This is a genomic window from Xanthomonas sp. AC360 (assembly GCF_979258225.1).
Window position 1 is genome coordinate 2,649,389 of the sequence record NZ_OZ409846.1, and the last position, 13,931, is coordinate 2,663,319.

The 13,931-nt window shown below is 64.2% G+C and carries 11 protein-coding genes and 1 pseudogene; 8 read left to right on the forward strand and 4 right to left on the reverse strand.

Annotated features, from left to right (window positions below; translation table 11 throughout):
• Positions 1–389: 389 nt before the first annotated feature.
• The 3 genes from ACZZ0O_RS11430 (at position 390) to ACZZ0O_RS11440 (ending at position 3,069) form a co-directional block, all read left to right on the forward strand.
• On the forward strand, positions 390–1,487 hold the full coding sequence (locus ACZZ0O_RS11430; protein WP_005998405.1) for an OmpA family protein: 1,098 nt from the start codon (positions 390–392) through the stop codon (positions 1,485–1,487).
• A 201-nt stretch (positions 1,488–1,688) separates the two neighbouring features.
• Complete coding sequence (locus tag ACZZ0O_RS11435) at positions 1,689–2,189, forward strand: hypothetical protein (RefSeq protein WP_463590805.1); 501 nt, start codon at positions 1,689–1,691, stop codon at positions 2,187–2,189.
• Positions 2,190–2,208: 19 nt separating this feature from the next.
• Complete coding sequence (locus tag ACZZ0O_RS11440) at positions 2,209–3,069, forward strand: pseudouridine synthase (protein WP_463590806.1); 861 nt, start codon at positions 2,209–2,211, stop codon at positions 3,067–3,069.
• Here ACZZ0O_RS11440 and ACZZ0O_RS11445 read toward each other — a convergent pair.
• Complete coding sequence (locus tag ACZZ0O_RS11445) at positions 3,008–3,412, reverse strand: HNH endonuclease (protein ID WP_463590807.1); 405 nt, start codon at positions 3,410–3,412, stop codon at positions 3,008–3,010. The two genes, ACZZ0O_RS11440 and ACZZ0O_RS11445, sit on opposite strands and share 62 nt — an antisense overlap.
• Before the next feature lie 2 nt (positions 3,413–3,414).
• Positions 3,415–4,623, reverse strand: coding sequence for a glycine C-acetyltransferase (gene kbl / locus ACZZ0O_RS11450; protein WP_055846051.1), 1,209 nt, complete (start codon positions 4,621–4,623; stop codon positions 3,415–3,417).
• Between the two features lie 92 nt (positions 4,624–4,715).
• Between kbl and ACZZ0O_RS11455 the strand changes: the two are divergent.
• The 5 genes and pseudogenes from ACZZ0O_RS11455 to ACZZ0O_RS11475 all read left to right on the forward strand — a co-directional run bounded on the left by ACZZ0O_RS11455 (position 4,716) and on the right by ACZZ0O_RS11475 (position 9,659).
• Positions 4,716–5,812, forward strand: a pseudogene (locus tag ACZZ0O_RS11455) (sulfate ABC transporter substrate-binding protein).
• Positions 5,813–5,814: 2 nt separating this feature from the next.
• On the forward strand, positions 5,815–6,672 hold the full coding sequence (gene cysT / locus ACZZ0O_RS11460) for a sulfate ABC transporter permease subunit CysT (protein ID WP_055846046.1): 858 nt from the start codon (positions 5,815–5,817) through the stop codon (positions 6,670–6,672).
• Entirely contained in the window at positions 6,669–7,622 is a 954-nt protein-coding gene (gene cysW / locus ACZZ0O_RS11465) for a sulfate ABC transporter permease subunit CysW (protein WP_463590808.1), read from the forward strand. The genes cysT and cysW overlap by 4 nt, the downstream gene beginning before the upstream one ends.
• A 7-nt stretch (positions 7,623–7,629) precedes the next feature.
• Entirely contained in the window at positions 7,630–8,661 is a 1,032-nt protein-coding gene (locus tag ACZZ0O_RS11470; protein WP_055846341.1) for a sulfate/molybdate ABC transporter ATP-binding protein, read from the forward strand.
• 281 nt (positions 8,662–8,942) lie between these two features.
• The gene (locus ACZZ0O_RS11475) at positions 8,943–9,659 is read left to right on the forward strand and encodes a TorF family putative porin (RefSeq protein ID WP_055846041.1); all 717 of its coding nucleotides are present in this window, start codon (positions 8,943–8,945) and stop codon (positions 9,657–9,659) included.
• A gap of 137 nt (positions 9,660–9,796) precedes the next feature.
• On the opposite strand, the gene tdh is transcribed toward ACZZ0O_RS11475, so the two are convergent.
• Positions 9,797–10,831 carry an L-threonine 3-dehydrogenase gene (gene tdh, locus ACZZ0O_RS11480; RefSeq protein WP_193552432.1) on the reverse strand — a complete coding sequence of 345 codons (1,035 nt, stop codon included), beginning with the start codon at positions 10,829–10,831 and terminating at the stop codon, positions 9,797–9,799.
• Positions 10,832–11,462: 631 nt separating this feature from the next.
• Complete coding sequence (locus tag ACZZ0O_RS11485) at positions 11,463–13,877, reverse strand: TonB-dependent receptor (RefSeq protein ID WP_463590809.1); 2,415 nt, start codon at positions 13,875–13,877, stop codon at positions 11,463–11,465.
• Positions 13,878–13,931 lie beyond the last annotated feature (54 nt).

Sequence of the window (13,931 nt, forward strand, 5' to 3'; positions counted from 1 at the left end):
AGGGTGCGTTGTGAAGCGAGTCAGCTGCAACTACCGGCCCCACAATTCAGCTCGCACGGGGCCTTGCGTTCACCAATGTGGTTTTTGACAGGGTCGTGGCCATTGAAAACCAGCAGCCTTGTAACCGTATCCAACAGGCTAGAGTCGGCTGCCGTTCAGATGGGGTGGCCGGTGAAAGTGAGTGCCCGGTCCTTTCCTTCATGAAACTGTATACGTAGTATTGCCTGGGGTTTGCAACCCTGGTGATTGCTTTCACATGTTATATGACCGTTAACGCGATCTTCACTGAGGCCGGCTTAATCTGCGCCCCGATGGCTCTGGATGTGACGAGCATCTTTACCAAGAACAACGCCTCTATCGGTTTATCTCCCAAAGAAGGAGCTGTATAAATGAACAAGAAAATTCTCACTGCCGCGTTGCTCGGCGGTCTGGCAGTTGCCCAGGCTGCGTCCGCGCAGGAGTTCGATGACCGTTGGTACCTGACCGGTAGCGCTGGCTTCAACTTCCAGGACAGCGATCGTCTGACCAATGATGCTCCGTTCGTCACCCTGGGCCTGGGCAAGTTTGTCAGCCCGAACTGGTCGATCGACGGTGAACTGAACTATCAGAACCCGAACTTCGATGCCAACCAGGATCAGAACTGGAGCCAGTACGGCATCTCGTTCGACCTGCGTCGCCACTTCATCCAGGAAGGCCGCGGCTGGAACCCCTACCTGCTGTTCGGTCTGGGCTATCAGCGTTCGGAAGAAGAGTTCGACGCAACCCCGAACCCGGTTTCGCCGGGCCAGCAGAAAGACGGCAACTTTGCCGCCAAGGCTGGTGTCGGTCTGCAGACCACCTTCGACAAGCGCGTCGCCGTGCGTGCTGAACTGGCCTACCGCGCCGACTTCAACGACCAGAGCGTTGCTGCTCCGCAGGAAGACTGGTTCGGCGACGTGCTGGCTTCGGTCGGCGTCGTGATCCCGTTGGGACCGGCTCCGTCGACCGCTCCGCCGCCGGCTCCGGCTCCGGTTGCTCCGAGCTGCGCAGACCTGGATGACGACGGTGACGGCGTCAACAACTGCGACGACAAGTGCCCGGCTTCGCAGCCTGGCCAGACCATCGGTCCGGACGGTTGCCCGGTGCCTGTGTCGATCGACCTGAAGGGCGTGAACTTCGACTTCAACAAGTCGACCCTGCGTCCTGACGCACAGTCGATCCTGAGCGAAGCGACCGAGATCCTGAAGCGTTACCCCGACCTGAAGGTCGAGGTTGCCGGTCACACCGACTCGAAGGGTACCGACGCGTACAACCAGAAGCTGTCCGAGCGTCGTGCGACCACCGTGTACGACTACCTGACCAAGAACGGCGTTGATGCGTCGCGTCTGGTCGGCCCGATCGGCTACGGCGAGAGCCGTCCGATTGCTCCGAACGCCAACCCGGATGGTTCTGACAATCCGGAAGGCCGTGCGAAGAACCGTCGTACCGAGCTGAACGTCCAGAACTAATTGGACCGCTAGCTTGTTCCATACAAAACCCGGCCTTGCGCCGGGTTTTGTCTATGTGCGCTCCGAACATCCCCAAATTCCTCCGCGCACAGGCCGCAATGCTGTCTGTGTTGCCATCCAGGCACGGTTCCGGTTGAAACGGCGTTCATCGCTGCCTACACTCGCCGCGTCGACACCACACTTTTATTGGAAGAACCAACGATGCTGCGTACCGCTTCGGCAGGATTGCTCTGTCTCGCCTTGATTCCCGCCGCCTACGCCGCTCCGAACTGCGCCGGCAGCACGGTGTCCCAGCCGCTGCCGTTGCCCGCCACCGTCATCGCACCGGCCGCCGCCGAGTTCTACACCCGCAGCGTGCAGCTGGGCATGCCCACCGGCGTGCTGGTACAGCCGTACAGCAGCGATCAGTCGGTGGACCGCGTGCTGCTGCGCCTGCGCGTGGAAGGTTGCCAGGATCTGGCCAAGGTCATTCCGCCGGGCGGCACCGTCAATCCGAACGATCCGGCGGCCTACAAGGCCACCACTGCGTTCGACAACACGCCGTGGCGCTTCGACATGAGCCAGAACGGCAAGCGCATGACCGCCGAAGAGTTCGATGCCTGGATGAAGGCGCGCGGCGTGCGTGTGGTCAAGGCGCGTCCGGTTGCGGCACCGGCTCCGGCTGCGCCCGCAGCCGACGCCAAGCCGATCGAAAACAAGTAAGCCGCACGGTCGGGACGGCATGACCCGGCGGCCTCCGCCGGCAACGTCCCGGCATCGCAACCGTGGTTCGGCAGCGCCGACGCGCGTCTCGCGCCCATCGGCGGCAGTACCAGTGACCGCCGCGCCACGCCATGGGCTGGCGCGGGTGTTGTCCAAGCTAGGGGTGTGTTCGCGCACCGAGGCGGCACGCTGGATCGCCGATGGGCGGGTCAGCGTGGACGCGCGGGTGATCCGCGACCCTGAATGTCCGATCCGTGCCGACCAGCATGAGGCGATCACGGTCGATGGCCAGCCGTTGGCCGGGCCTGCGCGGGTCTATCTGATGCTCAACAAGCCGCGCGGCTTGGTCACCACCGTGCGCGACGAGCAGGGCAGGGACACGGTGTATCGCTGTTTCGACGGCGCCGGCCTGCCGTGGATTGCGCCGGTGGGGCGTCTGGACAAGGCCAGCGAAGGTCTGCTGCTTTTCAGCAACGACCCGCAATGGGCGGCGGCGGTGACCGACCCGGCGACCGGGCCCGACAAGACCTATCACGTGCAGATCGACTGCCGCCCTGGCGCCGAGCAGCTGGTGCAGTTGCAGGTCGGGGTGATCGATCCCGACCCCGATGGTGATGGCGCGCTGTTGCGCGCCAAGCAGGTGCGTTTGCTGCGCGAGGGCGAGCGCAATGCGTGGCTGGAAATCGTGCTGGACGAGGGCCGTAACCGGCAGATTCGTCGGCTGCTGGCGGCCGTGGACATCGGTGTGCTGCGGCTGGTGCGCGTGGCGATCGGGCCGCTGCAGATGGGCGAGTTGGGCAAAGGCGCCTGGCGGATGCTTAGCGCGGAGGAAGTTCAGGCACTGACGTCGGTTCCCGCCAGCGTGCCAGACGTGCACTGAGCAGCGCGCTGACGACCTCGACGGCGCGTGCATCGCCGGCGCCATTGGCATCGTGGCGCCGTCCTTTGGCGTGATTGCAGCCGGCACAGGCCAGCGCCAGATTGCGCGCGTCGTTGGGGTCGTCGCCAACCAGCGCGCACAGCGCTGCCGCCGCGCGGCGTCCGAACCAGGCCTGCGGGACCACGTGTTCGAGCGTGGTGTGGCCCAGCGGCTCGCCATCGATACGAATCTGCAGGCGGCGACGGCAATGCAGGCAGCGGGTTTCCCAACTGCCGGCGAGCAACTGCGCCTGGGCATCGGTGTGCGCCGCGAGCAGGAGCCGTTGGCGCAGCACCGCGCGCATGCTCAGGCCTTGATGACGTCGAGTTCGCGGCCGATCTTGATGAAGGCGTCGATGGCCAAATCCAGATGCTCGCGGGTATGCGCGGCACTGATCTGGGTGCGGATACGCGCCTGCCCCTTGGGCACCACCGGAAAGAAGAAGCCGATGGCGTAGATGCCTTCTTCCAGCAGACGCTCGGCAAACTTCTGTGCCAACGGTGCGTCGTAGAGCATCACCGGGCTGATCGGATGCACGCCGGGCTTGAGGTCGAAGCCGGCGGCGGTCATGCGCTCGCGGAAATAGCGGGTGTTGTCGACCAGTTGCGTGCGCAGGTCGCCGGCCGCTTCCAGCATGTCGAACGCCTTGATGCCGGCGGCCACCACGTGCGGCGGCAACGAATTGGAGAACAGGTAGGGGCGCGAGCGCTGGCGCAGCAGTTCGATCACCTCGCGCTTTGCGGTGGTGAAACCACCCAGCGCGCCGCCCATCGCCTTGCCCAGGGTGCCGGTGAAGATGTCGATCTGGTCCAGCACGCCCTTGACCTCGGCCGAGCCGCGCCCGGTGGCGCCCAGGAAGCCGGTGGCATGGCACTCGTCGATATGCACCAGCGCGTTGTACTTGCGCGCCAGCGCAGTGATTTCGTCCAGCGGCGCGATGAAGCCGTCCATCGAGAACACGCCATCGCTGGTGATCAGTTTGGTCTTGCAGCCGGCCGCATCGGCGGCCTGCAGCTGCGCTTCCAGATCGGCCATGTCGCAGTTGGCGTAGCGGAAGCGCTTGGCCTTGCACAGGCGCACGCCGTCGATGATCGAGGCATGGTTGAGCGCGTCGGAAATGATGGCGTCGTGCTCGCCGAGCAGCGGCTCGAACAGGCCACCGTTGGCATCGAAGCAGGCCGCATAGAGGATGGTGTCTTCGGTGCCGAAGAAATCGGCAATGGTGCGTTCGAGCTGCTTATGCAGATCCTGGGTGCCGCAGATAAAACGCACCGAGGCCATGCCGAAGCCGTGCGTGTCCAGTGCGTCCTTGGCGGCCTGGATGATGTCCGGGTGGTCGGCCAGGCCCAGGTAGTTGTTGGCGCAGAAGTTGAGCACGCTGCGGCCGTCGGCCAGCGTGATCCGCGCCGACTGCGGGCCGGTGATGATGCGCTCGGACTTGAACAGGCCCTGGGACTGGATCGTCTCCAGTTCGGCGGCGTAGTGGGCGGTGAGCGCGGCAGGCGGACGGGTCATGGCGGTCGCTGTGGCAAAGAAAGAAGCGCAATGTTAACGATCACAATGGCATACCACTACGTCATGCAAAATCGGCATAAGCGGCGGCACTGATGTCATTTCACCGCCCGCGTGCCGCTGCGCAGCATGGCATGCTTGCTGTTCAGCTGCGCCCACCGGCCAGGAGATCGTTGTGACACACCCCCGTATCCGTCTTGCTTCCCTTCTTTGCACCCTGCTGGCCCTGGCCGGCCCGGCGGGGGCGCGCGACATCGGGCTGCTCAATGTGAGCTACGACCCTACGCGCGAGTTTTACCGCGACTACAACACGGTGTTTGCGGCGCAGTGGAAGCAGCAGCACCCGCAGGACACGGTCACCGTGGAGACCTCGCATGGTGGCTCCGGCAAGCAGGCGCGGGCGGTGATCGACGGGATCGAGGCAGATGTGGTCACGCTGGCGCTGGCCTACGACGTGGATGCCATCGCGCAGAAGGCCAAGCTGATCGATACCGATTGGGAGAAGCGACTGCCCGACAACAGCGCGCCGTATACCTCCACGATCGTGTTCCTGGTGCGCAAGGGCAACCCGAAGAACATCCACGATTGGCCGGATCTGCTGCGCTCGGGCGTGGCGGTGGTGACCCCCAACCCCAAGACCTCCGGTGGCGCGCGCTGGAACTATCTGGCCGCCTGGGCCTACGCCGATCACATCTTCAAGGGCGACAGCGAACGCATCCTGCGCTACATGCAGGCGCTGTTCCGCAACGTGCCGGTGCTGGATACCGGCGCACGTGGCGCCACGACGACCTTCGTGCAGCGCGGTATCGGCGATGTGCTGCTGGCCTGGGAGAACGAGGCGTTGCTGGCGCGCGAAGAATTGGGCAAGGACAAGTTCGAGATCGTGGTGCCGAAGTTGTCGATCCTGGCCGAGCCGTCGGTGGCGCTGGTCGACAAGAACGTGGACAAGCACGGTACGCGCGATGTGGCCGAGGCCTATCTGCGTTATCTGTACGCGCCGGAAGGCCAGAAGCTGGCCGCCAAGCATTTCTATCGCCCGCGCCACCCCGAATTCGCCGACCCGGCGGACCTGGCCCGCTTCCCGGACATCAAGCTGGTCACCATCCAGCAGGCGTTCGGCTCCTGGGATAAGGCGCAGCAGGAACACTTTGCCGATGGTGGCCTGTTCGACCAGATCCAGGCCAAGAAGTAGGCATGCAGACGTCGGTTGCACGCCCAGCGTCGCCATCGCGCCGACGCGTGATGCCGGGGCTGGGCCTGAGTCTGGGCATCACCCTGACCTGGCTTGGATTGATCGTGCTGATCCCGCTGCTGGGGATCTTCATCAAGACCAGCGGTCTGGGCTGGGAAGGCTTGTGGAAGGTGTGGAGCGAACCGCGCGTGCTGTCGGCGTTGCGGGTGAGCTTTGGCACGGCCTTCGTAGCGGGCGCATTCAATGCGGTGATGGGCACCTGGGTGGCGTGGGTGTTCGTGCGTTACAGCTTTCCGGGCAAGCGCTTGTTCGATGCGGTGATCGATCTACCGTTTGCGTTGCCAACTGCGGTGGCCGGCATTGCGCTGACCGCCTTGTATGGTGAAAACGGCTGGGTCGGGCGCTGGCTGGAGGCGATCGGCATCAAGGTGGCCTACACCCAGCTGGGCATCGTGCTGGCGCTGGTATTCGTGGGATTGCCGTTTGTGGTGCGGGTGGTGCAGCCGGTGCTGGCCGAGAGCGAGCGTGAGCTGGAAGCTGCCGCCGCCACGCTGGGCGCCTCGCGCTGGCAGACCGTGTGGCGGGTGGTGCTGCCGGGGTTGTGGCCGGCGGTGCTGACCGGGTTTGCATTGGCCTTCGCGCGTGGGGTGGGCGAGTACGGCTCGGTGATCTTCATCGCCGGCAATCTGCCCAATTCCACCGAGATCGCGCCGCTGTTGATCACCATCCGGCTGGAAGAATTCGACTATGCCGGTGCTACCGCAATCGCAGCGGCAATGCTGTTGCTGTCGTTCGTGATCCTGCTGCTGGTCAACACGCTGCAGGCACGCCTGCTGCGCTATCAACAGAGGCCCGCATGAGCGATGCTGCTTCGTCGCTGCCTTCCATGTTGCAGACCCGCACGATGACCGAGCAGGCGCGCCGCATCACCGACTCGGCCACCAATGAGCCGCGCTTGGTGCAGTGGTTGATGATTCTGGGGGCGCTGGTCTTTTTGCTGGCGTTCCTGCTGCTGCCGCTGGTGCTGGTGTTTGCCGAAGCGCTGCGCGGCGGTTGGGACGTGTTTCTGCGCGCGGTGGTCGACCCGGATGCGTTGTCGGCGATCAAGCTGACGCTGCTGGTGACGGCGATCGTGTTGCCGTTGAATCTGATCTTCGGCGTTGCCGCAGCGTGGGCCATCAGCAAACATCAGTTCTGGGGCAAACGCCTGCTGGTCAGCCTGATCGACCTGCCGTTCTCGGTTTCGCCGGTGGTGGCGGGCTTGATTTTCGTGCTGATCTTCGGCCGCAGCGGTTGGGCCTGGCCGTTGATCGACGAAGGTTGGCGGGTGCAGTTACCGGCCTTGGGCGAGCTGGTGATCCAGCTGCCGCGGATCGTGTTCGCGCTGCCGGGCATCGTGCTGGCGACGACCTTCGTCACCTTCCCGTTCATTGCGCGCGAGTTGATGCCACTGATGGAGCAACAGGGCAGCGACGAAGAACTGGCCGCGTTGAGTCTGGGTGCGAACGGCTGGCAGATGTTCTGGCGCGTGACCTTGCCCAATATCCGCTGGGGCCTGTTGTATGGCGTGTTGCTGTGCGCGGCGCGCGCGATGGGCGAGTTCGGTGCGGTGTCGGTGGTGTCCGGGCATATTCGCGGACGCACCAATACGCTGCCGCTGCATGTGGAAATTCTTTACAACGAATACGCCTACAGCGCCGCATTTGCGTGCGCGTCGCTGCTGGCCTTGACCGCGCTGCTGACGCTGGCGCTGAAGACGTATCTGGAATGGCGGCACGGCGATTCGCTGGCCGCCAACCACCGCCATTGAGGTGACCATGGGCATCCGCATCCACCGCCTGCGCAAGCAGTTCGAGACCTTCACCGCCTTGGACGACATCACCCTGGACGTGCGTCAGGGCGAGTTGCTGGCTTTGCTCGGCCCCTCCGGCTCGGGCAAGACCACGCTGCTGCGGATCATGGCCGGGCTGGAGCACGCCGATGGCGGGCAGGTGCTGTTCGGCGATGAAGACGCCACGCGCATGAGCGTGCAGTCGCGCCGGGTCGGCTTCGTGTTTCAGCACTACGCATTGTTCAAGCATATGGACGTGTTCGAGAACATCGCCTTCGGGCTGCGGGTGCGCCGCGGCAACGAGCGCTGGGCCGAAGCGCGTATCCGTGCGCGGGTGGAAGAACTGCTGGCGCTGGTGCAATTGCAGGGCCTGGAGCAACGCTATCCCACCCAGCTCTCGGGTGGGCAGCGCCAGCGTGTGGCACTGGCGCGTGCGCTGGCGATCGAGCCGCGCGTGCTGCTGCTGGACGAGCCATTCGGCGCGCTGGATGCGCAGGTGCGCCGCGATCTGCGGCGCTGGCTGCGCGCGCTGCACGAGCAGACCGGTCTGACTACGGTGTTCGTGACTCATGATCAGGAAGAAGCGCTGGAACTGGCCGACCGCGTTGCCATCCTCAACCGTGGCCGCATCGAGCAACTCGACACCCCGGCGATGATCTACGACAAGCCGGCTTCGCCGTTCGTGTATTCGTTCGTGGGTGCGGTGAACCGCATTCCCGGTGTGCTGGCGCAAGGGCAGATCCAGGTGGCAGGTCACGCGTTGCCGGCAGCCAACGCCGCACTGGCCGCTGGCCCGGTCGAGGTGTACGTGCGTCCGGAAGATCTGGTGCCCGACGACGCCGGCTGGCCGGCCACGGTGGCCTGGTCGCAGCGTAGTGGGGCGCGCCTGCGCCTGCGTGCCACGCTGCAGCCGGCAGGCAATGAGGTGGAAGTGGAACTACCGGCCTCGGCAGGAAGCTTCGAGCCCGGCCAGCAGCTGCGACTGTCCGCACGGCACTACGGCGTGTTTCCAGCCTGATGCAGGCAGGCGGGCGACGCCCTGCTTCAGGTTAGGCAGTCGGCAGGAAAGATTCGCAGCGCATGCGTCCTGCTGTGGCTGGTGCGACTTCCCACTCCCCGCCATCAAGATTCGGCCCGATCGGTCGATGAAACAGGCATCTGACTAGCGTATCGGCGACCAGAGATGTGCGCTGGATCGAGCGAGCGCGACTTTTATGTTGCGCTGCAATGACAGTTGGACTAAGAAGTCATTGCAGTCTTCGCTCGCCAACCGACCGCCCATCGTTTCAGGAGATGCCCATGAAGCCTTCCCCGCTCGCTTGTTGTCTGTCGTTGCTGCTGTTGGGTGTGGTGCCGCTTGCACAGGCACAGGACGAAGAAGCGCCCGCGTCGCCGCTCAGCGGCACCTTTGCGGTGACCAGCGATTACCTGTTCCGCGGTATCTCGCAGACCAATGAAGAACCCGCGTTTCAGGCCGGGCTGACCTACAAATTGCCGTACGGTTTCTACGTCGGCACCTGGGCCTCCAATGTCGATTTCGGCGCTGGCGATCCGGATTGGGAAGTGGACGGATTTGTCGGCTACAACACCGATCTGAGCACCAATTTCAATCTCGACGTGATGGTGAACCGCTACCAGTACCTAGGCGCGGGCGCTTCCAACTACGCCGAGCTGATCACCAAAACCACGTTCCTCAAGACCTACAGCCTGACCGTTGCCTACACCAACGATCTGTACGGCACCGACACCGATGGGTATTACTACGCACTGGACGCCAACTGGGCGTTGCCGCATGACTTCACCGTTGGCGCGCATGCCGGGCACAGCATTTACACCTCGGCGCTCAGCCAGGTGGACCACGACTACAACGACTTCGGCGTGAACGTGGGCAAGACCTTCGGCCCGCTGGGTCTGACCGTGGGCTATTACGACACCAGCGAAGCGGCCGAATTCGGCTTCGGGCGGCAAAATTCGCAGAACCATTTGGTGGCGACCGCCACCGTCACCTGGCCGTGAGTGCGATGCGTTAAACGCGTGGCTGGTGCATGCGTGGCGGGCGATGACTGCCACGCGTGATGCAACTGTCTGACATCGAGCACGCGACATGCAAAAGGCGCCTTGCGGCGCCTTTTGCGTTGCTCACTGCCGCTCGGTCAGTTCCAGCTCAACACGACCTTGCCGGCCTTGCCTTCTTCCATCAGGTCGAAGCCTTTCTGGAAGTCGTCGATCGGCAGTTGGTGCGTCAGCACTTTCTGCAGCGGGAAGCCCGACAGCACCAGCTGGGTCATCTTGTACCAGGTCTCGTACATCTTGCGGCCGTAGATGCCTTGCACGGTGAGGCCCTTGAAGATGATCTTGTCCCAGTCGCAGCCGGCGCCGCGCGGCATGATGCCGAGCATGGCGATCTTGCCGCCGTGGTACATGCAATCGAGCATGTCGTTGAACGCGCGCGGGTTGCCGCTCATTTCCAGGCCCACATCGAAGCCTTCCATATGCAGGTCCTTCATCACCTCCTTCAACGAGGTGTTGGACACGTTGACCACGCGCGTGGCGCCCATGTCGGCGGCCAGCTTCAGGCGGAAATCGTTGACGTCGGTGACCACCACGTTGCGCGCACCAATGTGCTTGCAGATGCCGGCGGCAATGATGCCGATCGGGCCGGCGCCGGTGATCAGCACGTCTTCGCCGATGACATCGAACTCCAGCGCGCAATGCGCGGCGTTGCCGTACGGGTCGAAGAACGCAGCCAGCTCGGAGGGGATCTGGTCCGGGATCGGCCACAGGTTGGACGCCGGCATCACCATGTATTCGGCGAATGCACCGTTGACGTTGACGCCGATGCCCACCGTGTTGGGGCACAGGTGCGGGCGGCCACCACGGCAGTTGCGGCAATGACCGCAGACGATGTGGCCTTCGGCCGAGACGCGCTGGCCGACCTGGTAACCGGTGACCGCCGAACCGAGCTCGGCCACACGGCCGACAAACTCATGGCCGATGGTCAGGCCAGGCGTGATGGTGCGCTGGCTCCATTCGTCCCACAGATAGATGTGCAGATCGGTGCCGCAAATGGCGGTCTTTTCCAGCTTGATCAGCACCTCGTTGGGGCCGGGCGTGGGCACGGGAACCTGCTCCATCCAGATGCCTTTGTTCGCTTCGCGCTTGACCAGCGCCTTCATCGTCTGCGCCATCTGGCGGGGCCTGCTGAGTAAAAGTAAGTGGCCGATTATATGCGGGGCGAGGTGGCTGCCATGCGGCGGTGCAAGAACCGGTCTGCAGTGATGGCTGCCGTTTGGGTGGGTGGTGGTGAAGGCGGCGCTGGATGGGTTGGGGGCCGCATGCGTGGGGGTTGGCTGACGACTGCTGCCCCCATCCGCCCTGCGGGCACCTTCCCCCGCTGGCGGGGGAAGGGCGGGGATGCCAGAGAAGCAGAGCACGTCGAGAAAACGAATACGTCGACAAGTCGACAAGGCCAGAAGGCCCGCAGGCGAGAGGGCCAGGAGGCCAGGAGGTCAGAAGGCGAGAAGGCGAGAAGGCGAGAAGGCGAGAGGTCCAGGAGGCCAGAAGGCAAGAGGGCGAGAAGGCAAGAGGACGAGAAGGATTGGGTCGGGCTACGCAGCGGCGGATCGACGCCAGATGCCAGGCGATCGTCCGCATCCCTTCTCCCGCGTGCGGGAGAAGGTGGCGCGCAGCGCCGGATGAGGGGTGCCTCAGTCACCGAGGCAGTCAGCCACACAACCGCGTCGCCATGCGCCCTCGCTTGGCGCCCGTCTTCTCACCCCAACCTCTTCCCCAGCGGGAGAGCGGCGATTGCAGGGCTGCTCAGAACTTCACGTCCAGACTCATGAAGTACTGGCGCGGGGCGCCGACCACCATGGTCTGGTTGTAGCCGTCCGGATCGGAAGCGACGTAGCCGTTGGTGCCAGTGCTGGCGAAGTAGCGCTTGTCGGTGAGGTTGGTGATGTTGAGCGCCAGGGCGATATCCGCCACGCCGCCGACGCGACCGAAGTCGTAGCGCGCACCGGCGTTGAACAGCCAGTACGAGGGCACCTGCGAATCGTTGAGAAAGGTGATGTAGCGCTTGTCGACGTACTTGCCGTCCAGATCCAGGCGCAGGTTGCCCAGCTGGTAGCTGGCGCTGGAAGAGAACATCAGCGCCGGGATGCCAACCACGTCCTTGCCCGAGGTCGCGACCACACCGTTGTTGAGGTAATCGTCCTGATAGCGCGAGCGATTCCACGACAGCGAGTTCAACCAGCTCAGGCCGTCGGTCGGGCGCCACATCACCGCCAGATCCGCACCGGCGCTATGCACCGCGCCGACGTTACTCAGAATCGAGGCGCAGGTCTGCACCGCGCTGCACGGCGAGGTGGTCAGCAGACGGTTAGAGAACTTGGTGAAGTAGGCATCGGCCGAGAGCTGGAACTGCTCGTCCTGCATGCGGTAGCCCATCTGCACGGTTTGCGACTCTTCCGGCTCCAGCGTGGAGCGGCTGCGATCGAACGCGGCCTGCGAGGTGGCGAACGGGGTGAACCCGAAGGCGGCGATGTTCTTGCTGTAGGACGCGTAGATGTCCTGGCGTTCGTCGAGTTTGTAGTTTACGCCGACTTGCGGCAGAAAGCTGTCTTCGGCACGGATGCGGCCTTGCGCCAGTGATGTGGTGGGCACCAGCGATTGCGCGCGCGTGGTGGTGCTGAGCGCTTTTGCGCCGTAGTTCAACGTCAGGCGGTCATCGAGCAAACGCACGGTGTCCTGCACGTAGAGCATGCGGGTCTGGGTGGTGTAGCGCTGTAGAAAGTCGCGGCGGAACGGGGTCTGCGCTTCATACACGTTGTACAGCGAGGTGTAGCCCTCGTTGCCGAGCGCGAAGTAGTTGCGGCCCTGCGTAGTGCGCGCATTTTCGGCCCACACGCCGGCTTCCAGATCGTGAGTGCCCCACGACCACTTCAGTGCGCTGGTACCGCCGAAACGGTCCAGGCCATAGTCGGTGGTGCGCATCGACACCGGAATCTGCGCCGAGGTGACGACATACGGCGTGACCCATTGCCCCTCGCCGCGATTGGCGTGGTAGTAGCCGGTGGCATCCAACGTGACACCGCCGAACACGAACGTGCCCGACAGGCCGGCAAGATTGTCGCGGCGCAGGCCGCCGCCGGCGTAGTAACTGGCATCGAGCCAGCTGTAATCGCTGGGCAATCCGGCTAGCGATTGCGGGTAACCGTTGGCCACGCCACTGGTGGCGCCGGTGCTCTGGTAGGCGCGCGCCATCTGCACGGCGGTGGCCCAATCCGGTTGCAGGTAGTCGTAGTCCCAGCCCAGTGCGCGCTGGCTGGTCAACGACAGATCCATGTAGTCGTATTCCTTGCGCCGCGAGGTATCCAGGAACAGGCTCAGACGATTGCCGTCGCCCCACTGATACACGGTCTTGAGGTTGGCCTGTTCGGATTGCTGATCGCCGAAGCCTTTCCACTTGTCGGTGGTGGCATTGGCGTAGGACAGGTACGCCGACAAGCCATCGCGATCGCCGGTGTCGGCACGCACGAAGGTGCGTCGCGTGGCATCGCTGCCCACCGTCTGCACCAGCCGCGCCCCGGGCGTGGTCTGCGGATCGGCGGAGTAGAACTGCATGGTGCCGCCAAGGTTGGTGTTGGACGCGGTGCCGAGTGCGCCGGCGCCTTGTGCGATCTCTACCGAGCCGAGGTTTTCGGAAATGATGGCGCGGGTGATGTGCAGGCCGTTGGTGACGCCGTAGCTCATGTTGCCCAGCGGAATGCCGTCGAGCGTGTAGCCCAGGCGGCTCTGGTCGAAGCCATGCAGGGTGACTTGGGTGGACCACTCGTAGGTGCCGAACGGATCGGCGGACTGGAACTGCACGCCGGGCAGTTTTTCCACCGCCTTGAAGGCGCTGCTGCCTGGCGTCAGCTGCTCGATATCCTGCCGGCTGATGCGCTGCACCTGCCGCGTGCTGCCTTGCGAGACCACGTTGATCGCATCCAGCTGAGTCGCGTTGCCGGCCGCATCGGCGGACGTGACCGGTGCGTCCGCCACGCTGGCAGCGATCGGATCGGTGGCGTGCGCAATGACGGGAAGCAGCGCGGCGAGGGCGAGTGCCAGTGGCGTGACATGGAAACGACGGGCGGGAGTCATGGGGGAGTCCTGTTCGAGCACGGCTGAGGGCGGACGCACGGTGCAAGACCGGCGTTTCGCGACGCAGGGTGTCAATGGCTCATGAAACATTGATGACGGTGGCTGTCGCAAAACTGTCGCGTAGGCCCGCTATATGTGTCGTGT